The 20,495-nt window shown below is 67.1% G+C and carries 19 protein-coding genes; 13 read left to right on the top strand and 6 right to left on the bottom strand.

The genetic code is table 11. The features are described from left to right. Positions 1-79: 79 nt before the first annotated feature. From GO308_RS01705 to GO308_RS01695, 3 genes are all read left to right on the top strand, one after another. A complete protein-coding gene (locus GO308_RS01705) occupies positions 80-1,399 on the top strand; it encodes a cystathionine gamma-synthase family protein (protein ID WP_066480496.1) in 1,320 nt (439 codons plus the stop codon). A 243-nt stretch (positions 1,400-1,642) separates the two neighbouring features. Continuing rightward, positions 1,643-2,659, top strand: coding sequence for an adenosine deaminase (locus tag GO308_RS01700; protein ID WP_066480493.1), 1,017 nt, complete (start codon positions 1,643-1,645; stop codon positions 2,657-2,659). Further along, entirely contained in the window at positions 2,659-3,174 is a 516-nt protein-coding gene (locus GO308_RS01695) for a phosphoribosyltransferase family protein (RefSeq protein ID WP_066549092.1), read from the top strand. The genes GO308_RS01700 and GO308_RS01695 overlap by 1 nt, the downstream gene beginning before the upstream one ends. Positions 3,175-3,497: 323 nt before the next feature. Here GO308_RS01695 and murA read toward each other — a convergent pair whose 3' ends face one another. Continuing rightward, positions 3,498-4,781 (bottom strand): UDP-N-acetylglucosamine 1-carboxyvinyltransferase, encoded by a 1,284-nt coding sequence (murA, locus tag GO308_RS01690; RefSeq protein ID WP_066549091.1) that lies wholly within the window; start codon positions 4,779-4,781, stop codon positions 3,498-3,500. A 175-nt stretch (positions 4,782-4,956) separates the two neighbouring features. Between murA and GO308_RS01685 the strand changes: the two genes are divergently transcribed. Next, a complete protein-coding gene (locus GO308_RS01685; protein WP_231726513.1) occupies positions 4,957-5,664 on the top strand; it encodes a Crp/Fnr family transcriptional regulator in 708 nt (235 codons plus the stop codon). 11 nt (positions 5,665-5,675) lie between these two features. Here GO308_RS01685 and clpS read toward each other — a convergent pair whose 3' ends face one another. Continuing rightward, positions 5,676-6,032: an ATP-dependent Clp protease adapter ClpS gene (gene clpS, locus GO308_RS01680; protein ID WP_066480632.1), complete on the bottom strand. Its 357-nt coding sequence runs from the start codon at positions 6,030-6,032 to the stop codon at positions 5,676-5,678. A 422-nt stretch (positions 6,033-6,454) separates the two neighbouring features. Here clpS and GO308_RS01675 point away from each other — a divergent pair, with 422 nt between their 5' ends. Beyond that, entirely contained in the window at positions 6,455-6,937 is a 483-nt protein-coding gene (locus GO308_RS01675) for a hypothetical protein (protein ID WP_156437757.1), read from the top strand. A gap of 113 nt (positions 6,938-7,050) precedes the next feature. On the opposite strand, the gene phaP is transcribed toward GO308_RS01675, so the two are convergent. Then, on the bottom strand, positions 7,051-7,956 hold the full coding sequence (phaP, locus tag GO308_RS01670; RefSeq protein ID WP_240883626.1) for a TIGR01841 family phasin: 906 nt from the start codon (positions 7,954-7,956) through the stop codon (positions 7,051-7,053). A 125-nt stretch (positions 7,957-8,081) separates the two neighbouring features. Then, positions 8,082-9,806 carry a class I poly(R)-hydroxyalkanoic acid synthase gene (gene phaC, locus GO308_RS01665; RefSeq protein WP_066480485.1) on the bottom strand — a complete coding sequence of 575 codons (1,725 nt, stop codon included), beginning with the start codon at positions 9,804-9,806 and terminating at the stop codon, positions 8,082-8,084. Between the two features lie 170 nt (positions 9,807-9,976). On the opposite strand from phaC, the gene GO308_RS01660 reads away from it, so the two are divergent. Next, positions 9,977-11,185 (top strand): LL-diaminopimelate aminotransferase, encoded by a 1,209-nt coding sequence (locus tag GO308_RS01660; RefSeq protein WP_240883625.1) that lies wholly within the window; start codon positions 9,977-9,979, stop codon positions 11,183-11,185. 138 nt (positions 11,186-11,323) lie between these two features. Next, positions 11,324-11,755, top strand: coding sequence for a thioesterase family protein (locus GO308_RS01655; RefSeq protein ID WP_066480484.1), 432 nt, complete (start codon positions 11,324-11,326; stop codon positions 11,753-11,755). A 114-nt stretch (positions 11,756-11,869) separates the two neighbouring features. Here the strand turns inward: GO308_RS01655 and GO308_RS01650 are convergent, their stop codons facing one another. Next, positions 11,870-12,352, bottom strand: a complete 483-nt coding sequence (locus GO308_RS01650; protein WP_066480483.1) for a helix-turn-helix domain-containing protein — start codon at positions 12,350-12,352, stop codon at positions 11,870-11,872. Positions 12,353-12,510: 158 nt separating this feature from the next. On the opposite strand from GO308_RS01650, the gene GO308_RS01645 reads away from it, so the two are divergent. The 4 genes from GO308_RS01645 to GO308_RS01630 all read left to right on the top strand — a co-directional run bounded on the left by GO308_RS01645 (position 12,511) and on the right by GO308_RS01630 (position 17,086). Continuing rightward, entirely contained in the window at positions 12,511-12,813 is a 303-nt protein-coding gene (locus GO308_RS01645; protein ID WP_082730969.1) for a hypothetical protein, read from the top strand. Between the two features lie 70 nt (positions 12,814-12,883). Then, positions 12,884-14,971, top strand: coding sequence for a bifunctional (p)ppGpp synthetase/guanosine-3',5'-bis(diphosphate) 3'-pyrophosphohydrolase (locus GO308_RS01640; RefSeq protein ID WP_066480480.1), 2,088 nt, complete (start codon positions 12,884-12,886; stop codon positions 14,969-14,971). A 51-nt stretch (positions 14,972-15,022) separates the two neighbouring features. Next, complete coding sequence (locus GO308_RS01635; protein WP_066480628.1) at positions 15,023-15,424, top strand: thioesterase family protein; 402 nt, start codon at positions 15,023-15,025, stop codon at positions 15,422-15,424. 123 nt (positions 15,425-15,547) lie between these two features. Beyond that, on the top strand, positions 15,548-17,086 hold the full coding sequence (locus GO308_RS01630; RefSeq protein ID WP_240883624.1) for a trypsin-like peptidase domain-containing protein: 1,539 nt from the start codon (positions 15,548-15,550) through the stop codon (positions 17,084-17,086). Between the two features lie 9 nt (positions 17,087-17,095). Here GO308_RS01630 and ada read toward each other — a convergent pair whose 3' ends face one another. Further along, positions 17,096-18,127, bottom strand: a complete 1,032-nt coding sequence (gene ada / locus GO308_RS01625; protein WP_240883623.1) for a bifunctional DNA-binding transcriptional regulator/O6-methylguanine-DNA methyltransferase Ada — start codon at positions 18,125-18,127, stop codon at positions 17,096-17,098. Positions 18,128-18,363: 236 nt separating this feature from the next. On the opposite strand from ada, the gene GO308_RS01620 reads away from it, so the two are divergent. Then, on the top strand, positions 18,364-18,918 hold the full coding sequence (locus tag GO308_RS01620; RefSeq protein WP_240883622.1) for a F0F1 ATP synthase subunit delta: 555 nt from the start codon (positions 18,364-18,366) through the stop codon (positions 18,916-18,918). A gap of 10 nt (positions 18,919-18,928) precedes the next feature. Then, on the top strand, positions 18,929-20,458 hold the full coding sequence (atpA, locus tag GO308_RS01615) for a F0F1 ATP synthase subunit alpha (RefSeq protein WP_240883621.1): 1,530 nt from the start codon (positions 18,929-18,931) through the stop codon (positions 20,456-20,458). Positions 20,459-20,495 lie beyond the last annotated feature (37 nt).

Raw genomic sequence — 20,495 nt, 5'->3', positions numbered from 1 at the left:
CCCCACCCGGCAATCATCGGGTAGAGCCGGCGCATTGGCCCGCATCAGACGGGCGACCTGCTGCCGGAGTTTCTTCCCGATGACCAAACCCACCGAAGCCGAGCTGACCGGCGTCACCCCGCGCCGCCGCCCCAAGCCCGACATCGTCGAACTGGGCGGGCGCAAGCTCAAGCCCTCGACGCTGATGATGGGGCATGGCTTCGATCCCGCATTGTCGGAGGGCGCGCTGAAGCCGCCGATCTTCGCCACCTCGACTTTCGTGTTTCCGAACGCTGCCGCCGGCAAGCGCCATTTCGAGGGCGTGACCGGCAAGCGTCCCGGCGGGGCCGAGGGCCTCGTCTATTCGCGCTTCAACGGACCCAATCAGGAAATCCTGGAGGACCGGCTGGGCGTGTGGGAAGAAGCCGAGGATGCGCTCGCTTTCTCCTCCGGCATGTCGGCAATCGCGACTTTGTTCCTGTCGATGGTCCGCCCCGGCGACACCATCGTCCATTCCGGGCCGCTCTATGCCGCGACCGAGACGCTGATCGCGCGTATCCTGGGCCGCTTCGGCGTCCACTGGCTCGACTTCCCTGCCGGGGCGACGCGCGAGGAAATCGACGCGGTGCTGGGCAAGGCGGCGTCGGGCCGCGTCGCGCTGATCTACCTTGAAAGCCCGGCCAATCCGACCAACGCGCTGGTCGATGTCGAGGCGGTCGCCGCCAGCCGTGACGCGATCTTCGCCAATGCGGCCGAAAAGCCCCCGATTGCGATCGACAACACGTTCCTGGGGCCGCTGTGGCACCAGCCGCTGAAGCACGGCGCCGACATCGTCGTCTATTCGCTGACCAAATATGCCGGCGGCCATTCGGACCTGGTCGCGGGCGGCGTGCTTGGCAGCAAGGCGCACATCGACACCATCCGGCTGATGCGCAACACGATCGGCACGATCTGTGACCCCAACACCGCCTGGATGCTGCTGCGCAGCCTGGAGACGCTGGAACTGCGCATGAGCCGCGCGGGCGAGAATGCGGCAAAGGTCTGCGCGTTCCTGCGCGACCATCCGAAGGTCGAGCGCGTCGGCTATCTCGGTTTCCTCGAGGGCGGTGCGGATGCGCGCCAGGCCGACATCTATCGCCGCCACTGCACGGGCGCGGGCTCGACCTTTTCGCTCTACCTCAAGGGCGGCGAGGCGGAGGCGTTCGCCTTCCTCGACGCGCTCAAGATCGCCAAGCTGGCCGTGTCGCTGGGCGGGACGGAGACGCTGGCAAGCCACCCGGCCGGCATGACGCACCTGTCGGTGCCCGCCGAGCGCAAGCAGGCGCTGGGCATCACCGACAATCTCGTCCGCATCTCGATCGGGGTCGAGGATGCCGACGACCTGATCGCCGATTTCGACCAGGCGCTGACCGCGGTGTGAGCGGGCTGGGAGAGCCGCGCGGAGGCGTTTCGCGCGGAGCCGCGGCGAAATTGCGCGGGAACAGGCACGTCGCCCCGGCGCAGGCCGGGGCCGCTGGCAATGTTCGCGCAACGAACGATCTACGCTCTGGCGCGACAGGTTGAATTCGGCCAGCGGCCCCGGTCTGCGCCGGGGCGACGGCTTGGCATCTGTCCTGCTCCACCGCCATTTGACGCCCCCGCCGCGATGCAGCACAGTCGCTGCATGTCCGATCTCGACGCCTTCATCGCCGGCCTGCCAAAGGCCGAACTGCACCTGCACATCGAGGGGAGCCTCGAGCCCGAGCTGATGTTCGAACTCGCCGCGCGCAACGGTGTGGCAATCCCGTTCGCCAGCGTGGAGGAGGTGCGCGCCGCCTACAGCTTCACCCGGCTCCAGGACTTTCTCGACATCTATTACCAGGGCGCGGGCGTGCTGATCACCGAGCGTGATTTCCACGACCTGGCGATGGCCTATTTCGACCGGGTGGCGCGCGACGGCGTCGTGCATGCCGAGCTGATGTTCGATCCCCAGACGCACACCGCGCGCGGCATCGCGTTCGACACGGTGATTCGCGGGCTGCTGTCCGCCTGTGCCGAGGCGCAGGCAACGCACGGCATCACGTCACGCCTGATCCTGTGCTTCCTGCGCCATCTCGACGAGGCGGATGCGTTCGTGACGCTCGAACAGGCGAAGCCGTGGCTGTCGCACATCGCCGCCGTGGGCCTCGACTCGTCGGAGCTGGGTCACCCGCCGGAGAAGTTTGCGCGCGTCTTCGCCGCCGCCGCAGGACTCGGCCTCAAGCGCGTCGCCCATGCCGGCGAGGAAGGGCCACCCGATTATGTCCGCCAGGCGCTCGACCTGCTCCACATCGACCGGCTGGACCATGGCAATCGCAGCCTCGAGGACGCTGAACTGGTCGAGCGGCTGGCGCGCGACGGCATGACGCTGACCGTCTGTCCCTTGTCCAACCACAAGCTCTGCGTCGTCGACCGGCTGGAGGATCATCCGATCGACCGGATGCTCGCCGCGGGCCTCCGCGCCACGATCAATTCGGACGATCCGGCCTATTTCGGCGGCTATGTCGCCGATAACTACCGTGCGGTGGCCGAAGCGCGCGGGCTCGACCGTGCCGCGCTCGTCCAGCTCGCCCGCAACAGCTTCACCGGCAGCTTCCTCGACCCCGCGGACGTCGACCGCCATCTCGCCGCGATCGACGCCTATGCATCGGCGCACGCCTGATGCCCGTTTTTACGCCCATCCCGCATGACGAGTTCGCCGCGCTGGTCCGCACGCTGGCGAACGCGCTGATGGCGGGCGACTGGCGACCCGACTTCATCATCGGCATCGGCCGCGGCGGGCTCGCCCCCGGCGTCTATCTCAGCCACGCGACGGGCCTCGCCACGCTGTCAGTCGATTATTCGTCGAAGGTCGAGGATTTTTCCGAAGCCCCGCTCGACCGGCTGGCGGCACGCACCCGCGAGGGCGAGACGCTGCTGTTCCTCGACGACATCAATGATACGGGCGGGACGATCGCCCGGCTGCGCGCGCGGCTGGCCGCCAAGGGGGCGGTGATGGACCATGTGCGCTTCGCCACCCTGCTCGACAATATCCGCTCCGGCCAGCGCGTTGAATATGCCGCCCGCACCATCGACCGCGCGGTGACCAAGGACTGGTTCATCTTCCCGTGGGAGGCGATGGCCCCCGACAGCGTCATCGCCCAGGACGCCGCCGAAGTGCCGGAACGGACGGCGTAGGCCAGAAGGTCAATCGCGCGAAGGCGCGAAGGCGCGAACGGGAGGTTCACGCGGAGACGCGGAGGACGCGGAGACGGGGATCGCGCAAAGGCGTGGTCGAACGCATATCCATCTGCGTCGCACCGGCGTAGGCCGGGGCCTCTGGGTTATCCGGGATCGAACCTCACTGCCCGCGGGCGGGCGCATAAATGGCTAAAGGCCCCGGCCTACGCCGGGGCGACGCACGGAATTTCAGCGTCTCGGCGTCCTCTGCGCCTCCGCGAGAAAAACCCCTTCGCGCGTTTGCGCCTTCGCGCGATTACCCTTATCCGCCGGCCGGGCGTTCACCCATCGCCAACCCGCTCGATGTCCGCACCGACCGCCTGGAGCTTTTCCTCCAGCCGCTCATAGCCGCGGTCGAGGTGATAGACGCGGCTGACCTGGGTCTCACCCTCCGCCGCCAATCCCGCAAGGATCAGGCTCATCGACGCGCGCAAATCCGTCGCCATCACCGGCGCACCCACCAGCCGGTCGACGCCGCGCACCACCGCCGAGCGTCCCTTGACCGTGATGTCCGCGCCCATCCGCGCCAGCTCGGGCACGTGCATGTAGCGGTTCTCGAAAATCGTTTCGGTCAGCACGCTGGCACCCTTGCCCTTGCAAAGCATCGCCATGAACTGCGCCTGCATGTCGGTGGCGAACCCCGGATAGGGCGCGGTCGACAGCGTCAGCGGCCCGATGCCGTTGCTGGCGGCGACATGCAACGCATCGCCGCGCGGCTCCACCGTCACGCCCGCCTCGACCAGCGCGGCGATGGTTGCGCGCATGTCCGCCGGCTCGGCGCCCACCAGGTCGAGCGCGCCGCCGGTGATTGCAGCGGCACAGGCATAGCTGCCCGCTTCGATCCGGTCGGGCATGACGCGATAGGTCGCACCGTGCAGCCGGTCGCGCCCCTCGATCTCCAGCGTCTCCGTCCCGATGCCGCTGATCGACGCGCCCATCGCGACCAGGCAGCGGCACAGGTCGACGATTTCGGGTTCGCGCGCCGCATTCTCGATCACCGACCCGCCATGCGCGGTCACGGCGGCCATCAGCGCATTCTCGGTCGCGCCGACCGACACGATCGGAAAGGTCACTCGCCCGCCCGGCAGTCGCCCGCCCGGCGCGGTCGCCTTCACATAGCCCGCGGCCAGCTCGATTTCCGCGCCCAGCGCCTCCAGCGCCTTCAGGTGCAGGTCGATCGGACGGTTGCCGATCGCGCAGCCGCCGGGCAGCGACACCGTCGCCTCCCCCGCACGTCCGACCAGCGGCCCCAGCACCAGGATCGACGCGCGCATCTTGCGCACGATGTCGTAGGGCGCGACGGTCGATGTCAGCCGCGCCGCGCGCATCGTCATCACACGCCCGAAATCGGTCGGGTGCGCGCCCTCGACCATGGTCGACACGCCCAGCTGGTTGAGCAGGTGGCCGAAACCGTCGACGTCGGCGAGCCGCGGCAGGTTGCGCAGCGTCAGCGGCTCGTCGGTCAGCAGCGCGCAGGGCATCAGCGTGAGCGCCGCGTTCTTTGCGCCTGAAATGGCGATTCGGCCGGTCAGGCGGTTACCGCCGCGGATGAGGATACGGTCCATCGCGGGGTTACTAAAGAATGTGCGGGACGACACAAGAGCACGGTCGATCTTGTCACATTCGCGACGGGCGTCTGGCGATTAACCCACTTTAATGCGACGATCGCGAACCAATGCTTTTGCGAAGCGAGAAGAGGGGGCGTTTGTGACGGCTTCGGGGAGTTGTTTCGCGGAAGTGCTGGGAAATCTCGTCGCACTCACGCCGGGCGAGCGCACCGCGCTCGAGCGGCTGGAGGAGCATCGTCGCGACATCCGGCGCGGCGCGTTCGTGCAGCGCGAGAACGAGCCGAGCGCCGAGATGTTCGTGCTGCGCAAGGGGCTGATGATGAGCTACGCCCTGATGTCGGACGGCAGCCGCCAGATCCTGCGCTTCTTCTTTCCGGGCGACGTGCTCGGCGTGTCGGCGATGATCTATGACACCGCGCCGGAAAGCATCTGCGCACTCTCCGACTGCGTCGTCTGCCCGTTCGAGCGGGCGGCGCTGTCGGCTTTGGTCGCCTCGCATCCCCGGCTCGCCGCGCTCCTGCTCGTCGTCAACCAGGTCGAGCGCGTCGCGCTGACCGACCGACTGGCGATGCTCGGCCGCACCTCGGCCAAGGCACGGGTCGGCGCGCTCCTGCTCGAATGGCGCAATCGGATGCGCACAACCGATTCGTCGATCGGCGACAGCTTCACGCTCGCCTTGACCCAGGAGGAGATCGGCGACGCGACCGGGCTGACCTCGGTTCACGTCAACCGGATGCTGCGTCAGCTGGAGCGCGAGGGGTTGATCGCGCGCGAGGGCAGTCGCGTCACCTTGCGTGATGCCGCCGCACTGGCCGATGCGTCGGATTATGTCGACCGGTACCAGGGCCTGCGGCTCGACTGGCTGCCCGACCCGAACTGAAGGTCAGCCGATCAGGCCTTTTCGAGCGTGCACTGCAGCGGGTGCTGGTTCTGTCGGGCGAAATCGATCACCTGGCTGACCTTGGTCTCGGCGACTTCGTAGCTGAACACGCCGCACACCCCGACGCCGCGCTGGTGAACGTGGAGCATCACGCGGGTCGCCTCCTCCATGTCCATGCGGAAGAACCGCTGGAGGACGAGGACGACAAACTCCATCGGCGTATAATCGTCGTTGAGCATCAGGACGCGATAGGGTGTCGGCTTCTTGGTCTTGGCGCGCGTACGCGTGGCGACACCCAATGAGTTGCCGCCGCCCTCATCGTCCTTGTCTTCGGCCATCGAAATGGGGGTCGGGAGATGCTCTGCCATCGTTGGCACAAAATATGGCATCGACCGGGCCAAGGGCAAGGGGCAAGCGCCGCCGAAAAAGGCCGGCCGGGGCAAGAAACGGGCATGCGCGCCGGGATTCGTCCAATGCCAGGCCCGCCGTGCAGCACCTAAATCATCGCCGCCTCGAAATCGCCGCCTCGAAACTGCGGATATCTGCCTGGTCCGCATCCAGAGCACCGCGGTTCGCATCCAGACCGATTCGTCCGCCTCTACGCGCGACTTTGCGCGGAGGCGGCCAGCGCGATGGCGCGAACCATCGCTGAGGCGTGACGGAGCCGGCGATCGAACAGAATGCCACCCGCAAGGCTTTGGACAAAGGGTCGAGCCTGTGCGCGGCGCCGACAATCACCGCGCCATTCTAAAAGAATGCCCGACCGCGCCTCGGCTATGCCCTCGCCATGATGCGAACGCGCCTTCTGACCCTCGCGGCCCTCGCCACCCTGTCCTGCGCCACCTCGCCCCGGCCGGCGACGGCTCAGGCGCGCGTCGTCGATGATGCGGGCCGGCATCACCTGTCGGTCATCGCGGGCGCGACGATCCTCGACGAAGACGAAAGCGACAGCGCCTTCACGCTGGGGCTCGATTACGAATATCGGGTAAGCGAGCGCATCGGGCTGGGTGCGGTGGCGGAGCGTGCCTTCGGGCCACTCGATTCGACCACATTGCTCGCGACCGCCGACATCCATCTGTGGCGGGGGCTGGCCATCCAGACCGGTCCCGGCGTCGAATTCGCCGAGGGCGCGACGGCGTTCGTCGTCCGGCTCGGCGCGCTCTACGAATTCGAACTGGGCGGCGGTTTCACCCTGTCACCGCAGGCGCATTATGACTTTTCGGACGCCGAGGATGCGGTGGTGCTGGGGGTCGCAGTCGGACACGCCTTTTAGGGCGATCCGCCCGGCCGGGCGCGGGATGCCGCGCATCATGCACGCCGCCAAAAAAAGGGGCGGCCGCATCGCGCGACCGCCCCTCATTTTACGCTACACTTTCGCGCGAAAGATCAGGCCGCGACCTTGATCTTCTCGGCGGCGACCGCAACGCGGCTCGAGATCGGCTGGGCGGCGTCGCCGGCCAGCTTCAGCATCGCTTCGGTGTGCTTCGACGCTTCGGCGACATAGGTGTCGAACGAGGTGCGGAAGAAGTCGCTCTGGACCTTCATGAATTCGGTCGGCGACTTGGCGGCGGCCAGCGACTTCATCATCGCGCTCGCCTGCTCGAACGACTTGCGGCTGAACTCGGCGGCTTCCTGGCCCAGCGTTTCCATGCCCTTGGCGGCGATGCGGGTCGATTCGACGACCGCTTCGACATTGCCCTTGGCCAGCTCGTTCATTTCCTCGACCAGCTTGGCGTTCTTTTCCATCGCCTGCTTGGCGCGGTCGTTCATGTCGGTGAACATGGTCTGGGTCTTGTGCATGGTGTTTTCGATGGTGGTCATGATGGTGCGTTCCTTCTCAACGGACTTTTCGGGGGTGGCGGTTTCCGCCGGATGATCTGATGTGCCGACCGCAATCGCCGGAATCGACGCCGAGGCCGCAGCCTCGACCGGCGGGTTGACGACCGGAGCCGGCGACGCTGCCTTGGGCAGCGCCGTCGGGGTGACGGGCTTCGCGGACACGGGCGCCTTGACCGGCGCCTCGATCTTGGCCGCGGCGACCGGCGGCACCGGCTTGGCGGCAACAGGCGCAGGCTTGGCGACCTTGGCCATCGGCGCGGGCGCCGGAGCCTTCGGCGCCGCGGGCGCGACCGGAGTTGACGCGACCGGCGTTGACGCGACCGCGGGCGGGGCCTTTGCCGGGTTAGCCGGCGCCGTCGTCTTCACCGCGCTCGCCACCGGCTTGCCGGCACCGGCAGCCGGCTTCTGACTGGCGGACTTCTTGCCACCCTGGTCTGGACCCTTGCTCGCCATCTCGACTCCTGAAAGTTACGGACACACGTCGCTGCGGCGCAGCATATAGCGTGGCACTTCCGGCTTCGCAAGGGTTTATTGTGCAGTGCAACAAAGTTAAATTGCTGCAATCTAACCTGTTGGGATCATCTAGCTTTCACGTACATCCCCGGCGCGTCGTCGAGTGCGGGCAGGCGTCCCTTGCCGGGTATGCGCGCCTTTGCCACCGCAACATGATTCGGCGCTTGGGCGGCGATCCATTCGATCCAGTCGGGCCACCAGCTCCCCTTGGTCTCGACCGCGCCGGCGACGAAATCGTCGAGCGTTTCGGTCGGGTTCGGGTTGAGCCAGTACTGGTATTTGCCCGAAGCAGGCGGGTTGACCACGCCGGCGATGTGCCCCGATCCCGCCAGCACGAAACGGACCGGACCCTTCAGGTGCGTCTGCAGCTTCCACACGCTGGCGGCGGGTGCGATATGGTCCTCGCGACCCGCCTGGATATAGGTCGGCGTCGCGATCCGCGATAGGTCGATCGGCGTGCCATTGATCTCCAGCGCGCCCGGCACCACCAGCCGGTTGTCGCGATACAGGTCGGTCAGATAGCTGAGGTGCCAGCGCGCCGGCAGGTTGGTGACGTCGGCGTTCCAGTGCAGCAGGTCGAAGGGCGGATAGTCGTCGCCGAGCAGATAATTGTTGGTGACATAGTTCCAGATCAACTCGCGCCCGCGCAGCAGGTTAAACGTCGCGGCCAGATAGCGCCCGTCCAGATAGCCGTCCGTCGCCGCCGACTGGATCATCCGCAATTGCTCGTCATCGACGAACAGGCTCAGCTCGCCGGCTTCGCTGAAATCGACCTGCGCGGTGAAATAGGTTGCGGACCTGACCTTCTCCGCCTCGCCGCGCGCGGCCAGCACCGCGAGCGTCGCCGCCAGCGTCGTACCCGCCACGCAATAACCGATGGTGTGGACGCCCGGCACGCCCAGCAGTTCGCGCACCGTGTCGATCGCGTCGATCTGCCCCTGCTCGACATAATCGGCCCAAGTCACATCCTTCATCGACGCGTCGGCCGACTTCCACGACACGACGAACACCGTCAGCCCCTGGTCGACCGCCCATTTGATGAAGCTCTTTTCGGGCGTGAGGTCGAGGATGTAGTAGCGGTTGATCCACGGCGGAAAGATGACGAGCGGCGTCTCGAACACCGTTTCGGTGGTGGGCGAATACTGGATGAGCTCATAGAGCGGCGTGCGCTTCACGACCTTGCCCGGGGTGACCGCGATGTTGCGGCCAAGCTCGAACGCGGTCGCGTCAGTATGCGTCACCTGCCCGCGCGCCAGGTCGGCGAGCATGTTGCCGAGCCCCTTCAGCAGGTTCTCGCCGCGCGTCTCGATGATCCGCTCGATCACCACCGGGTTGGTCGCGGGAAAGTTGGTCGGGCTGATCGCGTCGATCAGGCCCTTGGTGGCAAAACGCACCTGCTCCTTCTGCTTCCCCTCGATGCCCGGCAGCGCCTCGACATTCTTGAGCAGGTGGTCGGCGATCAGGAAATAGCTCTGGCGCAGAAAGTCGAACAGCGGGTCCTCGCGCCATTGCGGTGCCTTGAACCGCTTGTCGCGCGCCTGTTCCGGTGTCTCCTCGAACGCAGGCGCGCGGCCGGGGTCGAGGAAACGTTGCCACAGCCGCATCGAATCCGCCCAGAAATCGGCGCTGGCGCGCGCGAACGCGGTCGGATCGGTCATCGCGGACAGCGGCGTCGTGCTCATCGTGTAATGCCCATGCTCCAGCATCATCTGCTGCGCGCGGCCGAGCACATAGGTCCAGTGCTGCAGGTCCTCCAGCGTGGTGCTGGTCTTGGGTTCGTTGTCCGCCATCGGCCTTGCCTCTCACGCTTTTTTGCCACCTTACCCCGTCGGATCCGTTTCGTCAGCCATTGCGCGCGTCAGGATATTTCGCATTTCCGGCCAATTGCGTTCAAAGATGATTCCACGCGCCGGCACGATCGCGTAAAGCGACGATCCGTATCCCGAAGCAGAGCAGGATGATGTCCGACGAATTCTACCGCATGAAGCGCCTTCCGCCCTATGTCATCGCCGAAGTGAATGCGATGCGGGCAGCGGCGCGCGCAGGCGGTGAGGACATCATCGACCTGGGCATGGGCAACCCCGACCTGCCGCCGCCTGCCCACGTCATCGACAAGCTGATCGAGGTCGCGCAGAAGCCCGACGCGCACGGCTATTCGCAGTCGAAGGGCATCCCCGGACTTCGCCGTGCTCAGGCCAATTATTACGGCCGCCGCTTCGGGGTCGAGCTCGACCCCGAGCGCGAGGTCGTGGTGACGATGGGGTCGAAGGAGGGGCTGGCGAGCCTCGCCACCGCGATCACCGCGCCGGGCGACGTCGTGCTGGCGCCCAACCCCAGCTATCCCATCCATACCTTCGGCTTCATCCTGGCCGGTGCCACGATCCGCGCGGTGCCGACCACGCCCGACGAACGCTATTTTGAAAGCCTGGAACGCGCGATGGCGTTCACCGTGCCGCGGCCGAGCGTGCTGGTGGTCAATTATCCTTCCAACCCGACCGCCGAAACGGTCGACCTCGCCTTTTACGAGCGGCTGGTCGCGTTCGCGAAGGACCAGGGGCTGTGGATCCTCTCCGACCTGGCCTATTCCGAGCTTTACTATGACGGCCATCCAACCCCGTCGATCCTGCAGGTCAAGGGCGGCAAGGATGTCGCGGTCGAATTCACGTCACTCAGCAAAACCTATAGCATGGCCGGCTGGCGGATCGGTTTCGCGGTCGGCAATGCCCGGCTGATCGCGGCGATGACGCGGGTGAAATCCTATCTGGATTATGGTGCGTTCACGCCGATCCAGGCGGCGGCGTGCGCCGCGCTCAATGGCCCGCAGGACATCGTCGAGGCCAACCGCCTGCTCTATCACAAGCGCCGCGACGTGCTGGTCGAATGTTTTGCGCGCGCCGGCTGGGACATTCCGCAGCCGCGCGCGTCGATGTTCGCCTGGGCCCCGCTGCCGCCGGCGCTTGCCCATCTCGGCAGCCTGGAATTTTCCAAGCAATTGCTTACCCATGCCAAGGTCGCGGTCGCGCCGGGCGTCGGCTATGGCGAAAATGGCGAGGGCCATGTCCGCATCGCGATGGTCGAGAACGAACAGCGGCTGCGCCAGGCGGCGCGCAACGTGCGCAAATATCTCCAGTCGATGGGGGTCAACACCCCGGCCGCCAACGCGGGATGAGACGCGGCGCGTATCGGCCAAAGGTCCCGGCCTTCGCCGGGACGACGGGGCTTGGCGTCGCCCCGGCGGAGGCCGGGGCCTCTCACCATTCTGGGTGCCCCTTGCCTCCCCGGCCAAGCTGCGCCACTGCCGCGCACCATGACCCGTCCCGGCTTCGCCTTCTCCACCCGCTTTCGCGTCCGTTATGCCGAGATCGACGGGCAGAGGATCGTCTTCAACTCGCGCTACCTCGAATATGCCGATGTCGCGGTCACCGAGTTCTGGCGCTGGAGCGGCATGGACGCGCTCGGGCCGGTCTGGACCGAGGCCGAGTTCAACGTCGTGCAGGCGACCGTCCAGTACAAAGCGCCCTTCCGCTACGACGACATGATCGAGGCGTGGGTGCGCATCGACCGCATCGGCAATTCCAGCATGACGACGCGCGTCGAGCTGGTCCACGCCGATACGGGTGCGCTGCATACGGTGATCGAGATCGTCAGCGCGCATGTCGATCTGGCCGCCGGCCGCGCAACGCCGATCCCGGACGAAGTGCGTGCGGCGCTGATGGCGTTGGACACCCGGGTGGCTTGAGCGATCTGCGTTTCTCGACTTCGCTCGAAACGAGCGGGGGAGTGCACCTAAAGGCTTGTAACGGCTCACTCGCCACCGACCGTTCGTTTCGAGCGAAGTCGAGAAACGGAGCTCCTAAAGCCCGCCCCGCCCGTTCACGTCGTCGGGAAGCGCCCAGAGCAGATCTTCCTTGCTGAGCACCCGGCCGTCATGCGCGTGGACTGCGACCGGTGCGATCGGCTTCATGTCCCGGCTGTCGACCAGGATCGGCGTCGCGGGCGTGCCGGTTTCCCACCGCTCACCCCATTGCCGCAGCGCGACCATGGTCGGCAGCAGCGCAAAGCCCTTTTCGGTCAGGCAATAGGCGATCTTGCGCCGGTCCTCGGGCAGCGCGTGGCGCTCGAGAATGCCGTGACCGACCAGCCGGGCCAGCCGGTTGGCCAGGATGTTGCGGGCGATACCCAGTTCCGACTGATATTCCTCGAAATGATGCAGGCCGTTGAAGGCCGCGCGCAGGATCAGGAACGACCAGCGTTCACCCATCGCTTCAAGCGCCGCCGGCAGGCTGCAGTTATTGGCGAGCTCGCGGAGCGGCTCGCGCAATCCGGAATGACCCATAGCCCTCTATTCTATCCGCTTTTGGCGCGGGATGAAAACAACAAAGACACTGCATCGCAGCAAAAGTTTCTACTTGCAACTTATATCGCGAGGCTTTAACGACATCGTTGTAAGTAGCGAATCGAAACTTTCTTCCCCAGCCGTCGATGGAGGTCCTCATGCGTCATCTGCTCGCTCTCACGCTTGCCGGTTCGGCCCTGGTGCTCGGCGCCACCCCGGCGCTCGCCAAGTCCTATTACACCGCCACTCCCGCCGTCGCGCCGACGGAGGCGAGCTTCGTCACCCGCTCGGTTGTGTGGAAGTGCGACGGTGCGACCTGCGCCGCGCCGAAGGCCGGCAATCGTGACCAGGTCATGTGCGAACTGGCGGCCAAGGAAATGGGCCAGCTCGCCAGCTTCACCGCCAACGGCTCGGCGTTCGACGCCGCCGCGATGGAAAAGTGCAACGCGCGCGCCAAGTAATTCGCGCGGCGGCCACGCAACCGCAAAAACAAATATTGCAAAGCAGCGGCACCCGGCCAATCTTGGCCGGGTGTTGCGCCAATATGAACTGGTCGAACGGGTAAAGGGCTATGATCCGTCTGCGGACGAGGCCCTGCTCAACCGCGCCTATGTCTTTTCGATGCAGGCGCATGGCAGCCAGAAGCGCGCCAGCGGCGATCCCTATTTCAGCCATCCGATCGAGGTGGCGGGCATCCTGACCGATCTTCATCTCGATGACGAGACGATCGCGACCGCGATCCTGCACGACACCATCGAGGACACGGTCGCCACGCCGGAAGAGATTCTGAGCAAGTTCGGCCCCGCCGTCGCGCGCATGGTCGACGGCGTGACCAAGCTCAGCAAGATCGAGGCGCAGACCGAAAGCGAGCGCGCGGCCGAGAATCTGCGCAAGTTCCTGCTCGCCATGTCGGACGACATCCGCGTGCTGCTGGTCAAGCTCGCCGACCGGCTGCACAACATGCGCACGCTCCATCACATCAAGAACGAGGAAAAGCGCCGCCGCATCGCGCGTGAGACGATGGACATCTATGCCCCGCTCGCCGAGCGGATCGGCATGTACGAGTTCATGAAGGAGATGCAGACGCTCGCCTTTCAGCAGCTCGAACCCGAAGCGTATGAGTCGGTCACCCGCCGGCTCGAATCGCTCAAGCAGGACGGCGGCGACAAGATCGCGAAGATCGCGAGCGGCCTCGGGTCGCTGCTGTCGCGCGGCGGCATCGAGGCGGAGGTGTCGGGACGCGAGAAGCACCCCTATTCGATCTGGCGCAAGATGTCCGAGCGTCACATCAGCCTCGAGCAGCTGTCCGATATCATGGCGTTCCGCGCGATCGTGGCGACCGAGGAGGAATGCTATCGCGCGCTCGGCGTCATCCACCGCCGCTGGCCGATGGTGCCCGGCCGGTTCAAGGACTATATCTCGACGCCCAAGCGAAACGGCTACCGGTCACTCCATTCCAGCATCATCCATGCCGGCGACACGCGGATCGAGGTGCAGATCCGCACGCGCGAGATGCACGCCCAGGCCGAATACGGGCTGGCCGCGCACTGGGCGTACAAGCAGGACGCGGTCCGCCCCGATACCCAGGTCCGCTGGATCCGCGACCTCATCGAGATTCTTGAGAATGCCGAAAGCCCGGAAGAGCTGATCGAGCATACCAAGATGGCGATGTACCAGGATCGCATCTTCGCCTTCACGCCGAAGGGCGAGCTGATCCAGCTGCCCAAGGGCGCGACCCCGATCGATTTCGCCTATGCCGTCCATACCGACCTTGGCGACCAGGCGGTGGGGGCCAAGATCAACGGCCGCGTCGTGCCGCTGCGCGAGGAGATCGCCAATGGCGACCAGGTCCAGATCCTGCGGTCGAAGGCGCAGCGCCCGCGGGAGAACTGGCTGAACTTCGCGATCACCGGCAAGGCGCGCGCCGCGATCCGCCGGCACCTGCGGCACAAGGAACGCGACGAGCGGGTCGCGCTCGGCCGCAAGCTCTACGACGACATCGTCGACCGCCTGCCCGCCAAGCTCGGCGACGATGCGCTGGCGGATGCGCTCAGGCGGCTCAAGGTCGCCGACGACACCGCGTTGATGGAGGCCATCGCCCGCCAGAAATGGGATGACGCGACCATCATGGAGGCGCTGATGCCCGGTTCGGCGAGCGGTGCCGATGCCGGCGTCCCGCCGCAGCGCCACGCGATCATCATCAAGGGGCTGACGCCGGGCGTCGCCTTCAACCTTGCCGACTGCTGCCGCCCGGTGCCCGGCGACCGCATCGTCGGCATCCGCCGCCCCGGCGAGGGGATCGAGGTCCATGCCATCGACTGCCATGTGCTGAGCGACATGAGCGACGCCGACTGGGTCGACCTGAACTGGGGCGACAAGGCGGAAGGCGGCGTGGCGCGGATCAACGTGACGCTGAAGAACGAACCCGGCGCGCTGGGGACGGTGGCGACCATCATCGGCCAGCACAAGGCCAACATCCTCGGCCTGCGCATGGACAATCGCGATACCACCTTCCACACCAACACGATCGACGTGGAGGTCCGCGATTCGACGCATCTGATGCGGCTGATCGCCGGGCTGCGCGCGGTCGACGCGGTCAGCGAGGTCGAACGGAGCTGATTTCCCGCTAACCCGATTGACACCTTTGTCCGGCAGGGTCATGCCATGGACATGCCCGAAATTGCGGTTCCCCACCGGCACAGCGTCTCGATCGCCCCCGGCGACATCGACCATATGGGTCATGTCAACAACGCGGTGTATCTGAGCTGGGTGCAGGACGCGGTCGTCGCCTATTGGGAAAAGGTCGCGCCGGCGGAGGAAGTGGCCCGCCACCTCTGGGTCGCGCTCAAGCACGAAATCACCTATCGCCGCCCGGCTTTCCTCGAAGACGACGTGATCGCCACCGTGATCGCCGAGCGGGTCGAGGGCGCACGCGCCTTCTTCACCACGGTCATTCGCCGCGGCGAAGAGGTGCTCGCCGAAGTGCAGAGCAGCTGGTGCGCGCTCGACGCCTCGACCCGCCGTCCGATCCGCGTCGCCAAGGACATCGTCCGCCGCTTCATCGCGGAGTGACGGGCCCCGTGCGGGCGCATGCCCGGCCGGACGAGGACGCGAACGCCCGATATGCCCCTGCGACCGCTTGAACCGCGGCGCGCTTTGCCCGAAAGCGGCGACGGGGACGGGTCGGAGGATCGAATGTCGCGCTGCTATGCCTGGATCGTTGCGGGGGCATTATGCCTGGCGGGGCTGTTCGCCGCGCCGCCGGCGCGCGCCGACGACATCTCCGCGGCGGGGCGCGGGGTGGTGCGCATCGTCACGATCGCGGTCATGGACGACGAAGTCGTCGGCTTCGGTCACGGCAGCGGCTTTGCCGTCGCGCCCAATCGCATCGTCACCAACGCCCATGTCGTGGAGGCCGCCGCGCGCTATCCCGGCAATGTCGTCATCGGCGTGGTGCCGTCGGAAGGCGACAAGTCGTTCCAGGGCCGGCTGATCGCGGTCGATCCGGAGCGCGACCTGGCGCTGATCGAATTCGACGGCCCCGGACTGCCCCCGCTTACCCTGTTCACCGGCCCGCCCGGCGACGGCAGCGAGGCGGTGGCGCTCGGCTATCCGGGCAATGTCGACCTTGCCACCGCCCGGTCGGCGGCCGACTTCATCACGCCGGTCAGTCCGGTGCGGACCCAGGGCAATTTTTCCGGGCTGCGCACGCTCGCGGGGACGATGGTGATCCTGCACACCGCGAACATCGCGCGCGGCAATTCGGGGGGCCCGCTGCTCGACCGCTGCGGCCGGGTGCTGGGCGTCAACTCGGCGCTGACCCGCGCCGACGATGGCGATGCCGGTTTCGGCTTCGCCGTCGCCAACAGCGAGCTTACCGGATTCCTGCGCGGCGCGGGGCAGAAGGTGGCGACCGTGGCGAGCACGTGCGTCGGCATCGAGGAGCAGCTGGCCCAGACCCGCGACGCCGATGCGCGCGCCGCCGCCGAGGCGATCGCGGCCGAGCGCGCGCGCCTGTCGCGCGCCGCGTCGGAGCGCGAGGCGGCCATCGAGGAAGCGCGCGCCAGCAACGAGGAAGTGCGCGAGAACTTCATCGCGGGCGCGGCGGTGCTGCTCGTGCTGGGCGCGATGGCGGTCGGCGGTGCCGGCCTGCTCGAGACGCGCGGCCGCCGCCGCCCGGCGATCTGGAGCGCGGCGGGCGGCGGCGTGCTGATGATCGGCGCGGTCGCGCTGTTCCTGCTTCGCCCCGATTTCGACGCGTCGGCCGCGGTGCCCGAGCCGGCGGAACCCGCGCCGGCCCCCGTCGCGGCGACGCCGCAGGGACGGCTGATCTGCACGCTCCAGCCCGAACGCAGCCGGGTGACCGTCTCGACCAGCGGCGACGTCGAGCTCGACTGGCGCGAGGATGGCTGCGTCAACGGCCGCACCCAGTATGTCCGCGCCGGCACCGGCTGGCAGCGGGTGCTGGTACCCGATGAGGAGCAGACCGTCTCGGTGCTCGATTTCACCCCGGCAAGCGGCGTCTATGTCAACACCCGCTATCTGCTGAGCGCGGCACAGATGGCGGAGGCGCGTCGGCTGCGCGGCGCGCGCGACGGCCGGCAATGCGACGGCGATGCCGGTGCGCAGTCCGCGCTCGCCGATTCGCAAAACGCGATCCGCGCCGCGCTGCCGCCGTTGCCCAACGAAAAACTGGTCTATACCTGCAAGCCTGCACCGGCAGGCGCGCGCTGAACCCGGGCGTCAGCCGCGCTCGCGTTCGAGCAGCGTTTCCTTGCGCTTGAGGCCATAGGCATAGCCGCCCAGCGTCCCGTCGCTGCGCAGCGCGCGATGGCACGGGATAAGCACCGCGACCTGATTGGCCCCACAGGCTGATCCTGCGGCACGCACCGCGTTGGGATTGCCGGCGGCGGCAGCGATCTGGGCATAGGTGCGCGTCTCGCCCGGCGGCACGTCGCGCAGCGCCTGCCACACCGCTTCCTGAAACGCGGTGCCGCGAACGTCGATCGGCAGGTCGATGTGCCGGCCGGGCTGTTCGACCATCGCGACCACGCGAGTGACCAGCTCCGCCAGCGCCTGACCGCCGGGCACCAGTTCGGCATTCGGGAAACGCGCCGCGAGTGCGGTGCCGTCCTCGTCGAACGACACGCGACAGATGCCGCGATCGGTCGCGGCGACCAGCAACGGCCCCAGGCTCGTCGGCGCCACCGTCCAGCGGATGGTGACGCCCGCGCCGCCGCGCTTCCATGCGCTCGGCGTCATGCCCAGCCGCGCCTGCGCGGTCTCGTAGAAGCGGCTGGGCGCGGAATAGCCCGCCTCGTAGATGGCGTCGGTCACGCGGTCCTCCTCGGCAAGTGCGGCGGTCATGCGGCGCGCGCGAAGCCCGCGGGCATAGGCCGCGGGCGTCACGCCGGTCGCGCGTTTGAACACGCGGTGGAAATGGTGGGGCGCATAGCCGACCCGCCCCGCCAGCGCGTCGAGCGACAGCGCGTCCTCCGCCGCCTCGATCAGGTCGATGGCGCGGGCGACCGCGACGCGCTCGCGCCCGACCTCGTCGGGTTTGCAGCGCAGACAGGCACGGAAACCGGCGGCTCGCGCGGCATCGGCATCGGGATACAGCCGGACATGCTCGCGGCGCGGGTGGCGCGCCGGGCAACTCGGCTTGCAATAGATGCCGGTCGTGGTGACCGCGATGATGACGCGGCCGTCCCAGGCGCGGTCGCGCCGTTCGAACGCGGCCATCGCCTGATCGGAATCGGGAAGGATCGTGGACATGCAGGCCTGATATAGCGCCGCACCGGCCCCGCCGTCCCGCCAATTGCGATCAAAGCGATTTGGCGCGCAGCGATGCCGCGTCGCGCCGCCCGGGACGGCGTCGGCACGCCGCCAGCGCCCCGCTTGCATCGCGGCGAACCCGATGCTAACCGCGCCGCGACCCATTAGAGGGCGCCCGACCGGCGCCCCCTTTCCCCATGGGACCAACCCGATCCCTTAAGAGGAACCCGCGACCCGTGGATATTTCCGGCGGTATTCAGGCAACGATCAGCGGACGTTACGCCATCGCACTGTTCGAGCTTGCGCGCGAGGCGAAGGCGATCGACGCGGTCGAATCCGACCTGGATCGGGTGCGTCAGGGGCTGCACGAATCGGATATGCTGCGCCGACTGGTCACCAGCCCGGTGGTCGGGCGCACCGAAGCCGGCCGCGCGATCGCGGCGGCCGCCGACGCGCTGGCGCTCGGCGAGATCACGCGCAACCTGCTGGGCGTGCTCGCCCAGAACCGCCGCCTCGGCGAGCTGGAGCGGGTCGTGCGCGACTTCCGCATGCTGGCCGCGCGCCATCGCGGCGAGACGACGGCCGAAGTCGTCTCCGCCCACCCCCTTGCCCCGGCCCAGGTCGACGCGCTGAAGCAGCAGCTGCGCGCCCGCACCGGCCGCGACGTCACCGTCGACCTGTCGGTCGACCCCGCGCTGCTCGGCGGCCTGGTCGTCCGCATCGGCAGCCAGATGATCGACAGCTCGATCCGCACCCGTTTGAACGCACTCGCGCACGCGATGAAAGGTTAAGGCACTCGCAATGGATATCCGCGCCGCAGAAATCTCGAAGGTCATCAAGGACCAGATCGCCAGCTTCGGCACCGAAGCCCAGGTTTCCGAAACCGGTCAGGTGCTGTCGGTCGGCGACGGCATCGCCCGCATCCACGGGCTGGACAATGTCCAGGCCGGCGAGATGGTCGAGTTCGCCAACGGTATCCAGGGCATGGCGCTCAACCTCGAAGCCGACAATGTCGGCGTCGTGATCTTCGGCTCGGACAGCGAGATCAAGGAAGGCGACGTCGTCAAGCGTACCGGAACGATCGTCGACGTGCCGGTCGGTCGCGGCCTGCTCGGCCGCGTCGTCGACGCGCTCGGCAACCCGATCGACGGCAAGGGCCCGATCGTCGCCGACCAGCGCAGCCGCGTCGAGGTCAAGGCGCCGGGCATCATCCCGCGCACCTCGGTGCACGAGCCGATGCAGACCGGCCTCAAGGCGCTGGATGCGCTCGTCCCCGTCGGCCGCGGCCAGCGCGAGCTGATCATCGGCGACCGCCAGACGGGCAAGACCGCCGTCGCCATCGACACCTTCATCAACCAGAAGGAAGCGAACAAGGGCGACGACGAATCCAAGAAGCTCTACTGCATCTATGTCGCGATCGGCCAGAAGCGTTCGACCGTCGCGCAGATCGTCCGCCAGCTCGAGGAATCGGGCGCGATGGAATATTCGATCGTCGTCGCCGCGACCGCGTCGGAGCCCGCGCCGCTCCAGTTCCTCGCGCCCTATACCGGCTGCGCGATGGGCGAGTTCTTCCGCGACAACGGCATGCACGCGGTCATCGTCTATGACGATCTGTCCAAGCAGGCGGTCGCCTATCGCCAGATGTCGCTGCTGCTGCGCCGCCCGCCGGGCCGCGAAGCCTATCCCGGCGACGTGTTCTACCTGCACAGCCGCCTGCTCGAGCGTGCGGCCAAGATGGGCAAGGACCATGGCTCGGGTTCGCTGACCGCGCTGCCGATCATCGAAACCCAGGCGGGTGACGTGTCGGCGTACATTCCGACCAACGTGATCTCGATCACCGACGGCCAGATCTTCCTCGAAACCGACCTGTTCTTCGCGGGCATCCGCCCCGCGATCAACGTCGGCCTGTCGGTCAGCCGGGTGGGATCGGCCGCGCAGACCAAGGCGATGAAGAAGGTCGCCGGCTCGATCAAGCTGGAGCTCGCCCAGTATCGCGAAATGGCGGCGTTCGCCCAGTTCGGCTCCGACCTCGACGCCTCGACCCAGAAGCTGCTCAACCGCGGCGCGCGCCTGACCGAGCTGCTCAAGCAGGCGCAGTTCAATCCGATGCCGTTCGAGGAACAGGTCGTTTCGATCTTCGCCGGCACCCAGGGGTTCCTCGATACGGTCGCGGTGCAGGACGTGGTCCGTTACGAAGCCGCGATGCTGAGCGCGATGCGCTCGCAATACGCCGACGTGCTCGGCGCGATCCGCGACAGCAAGGACCTGTCGGACGACACCAAGGCGAAGCTGAAGGACGCGCTGACTGCGTTCGGCAAGACGTTCGCGTGATTTGAAAGCCCTCTTCCCCACGGGGAGAGGGTTGGGA

The sequence above is a fragment of the Sphingomonas sp. SFZ2018-12 genome (assembly GCF_022496715.1).
Taxonomy (GTDB): Bacteria; Pseudomonadota; Alphaproteobacteria; order Sphingomonadales; family Sphingomonadaceae; genus Sphingomonas.
This window is presented reverse-complemented; position numbering and strand designations above follow the sequence as displayed.

Excerpts from the sequence above, each read along its gene's own strand:
- GO308_RS01660 (WP_240883625.1), top strand. The coding sequence starts at position 9,977 with ATGTCCGACGAATTCTACCGCATGAAGCGCCTTCCGCCCTATGTCATC.
- clpS (WP_066480632.1), bottom strand. The coding sequence starts at position 6,032 with ATGGCAGAGCATCTCCCGACCCCCATTTCGATGGCCGAAGACAAGGAC.
- atpA (WP_240883621.1), top strand. The coding sequence starts at position 18,929 with ATGGATATCCGCGCCGCAGAAATCTCGAAGGTCATCAAGGACCAGATC.
- phaP (WP_240883626.1), bottom strand. The coding sequence starts at position 7,956 with ATGGCGAGCAAGGGTCCAGACCAGGGTGGCAAGAAGTCCGCCAGTCAG.
- GO308_RS01675 (WP_156437757.1), top strand. The coding sequence starts at position 6,455 with ATGCGAACGCGCCTTCTGACCCTCGCGGCCCTCGCCACCCTGTCCTGC.
- murA (WP_066549091.1), bottom strand. The coding sequence starts at position 4,781 with ATGGACCGTATCCTCATCCGCGGCGGTAACCGCCTGACCGGCCGAATC.
- ada (WP_240883623.1), bottom strand. The coding sequence starts at position 18,127 with ATGTCCACGATCCTTCCCGATTCCGATCAGGCGATGGCCGCGTTCGAA.
- GO308_RS01645 (WP_082730969.1), top strand. The coding sequence starts at position 12,511 with ATGCGTCATCTGCTCGCTCTCACGCTTGCCGGTTCGGCCCTGGTGCTC.
- GO308_RS01695 (WP_066549092.1), top strand. The coding sequence starts at position 2,659 with ATGCCCGTTTTTACGCCCATCCCGCATGACGAGTTCGCCGCGCTGGTC.
- GO308_RS01700 (WP_066480493.1), top strand. The coding sequence starts at position 1,643 with ATGTCCGATCTCGACGCCTTCATCGCCGGCCTGCCAAAGGCCGAACTG.
- GO308_RS01630 (WP_240883624.1), top strand. The coding sequence starts at position 15,548 with ATGTCGCGCTGCTATGCCTGGATCGTTGCGGGGGCATTATGCCTGGCG.
- GO308_RS01635 (WP_066480628.1), top strand. The coding sequence starts at position 15,023 with ATGCCCGAAATTGCGGTTCCCCACCGGCACAGCGTCTCGATCGCCCCC.
- GO308_RS01650 (WP_066480483.1), bottom strand. The coding sequence starts at position 12,352 with ATGGGTCATTCCGGATTGCGCGAGCCGCTCCGCGAGCTCGCCAATAAC.
- GO308_RS01705 (WP_066480496.1), top strand. The coding sequence starts at position 80 with ATGACCAAACCCACCGAAGCCGAGCTGACCGGCGTCACCCCGCGCCGC.
- phaC (WP_066480485.1), bottom strand. The coding sequence starts at position 9,806 with ATGGCGGACAACGAACCCAAGACCAGCACCACGCTGGAGGACCTGCAG.
- GO308_RS01655 (WP_066480484.1), top strand. The coding sequence starts at position 11,324 with ATGACCCGTCCCGGCTTCGCCTTCTCCACCCGCTTTCGCGTCCGTTAT.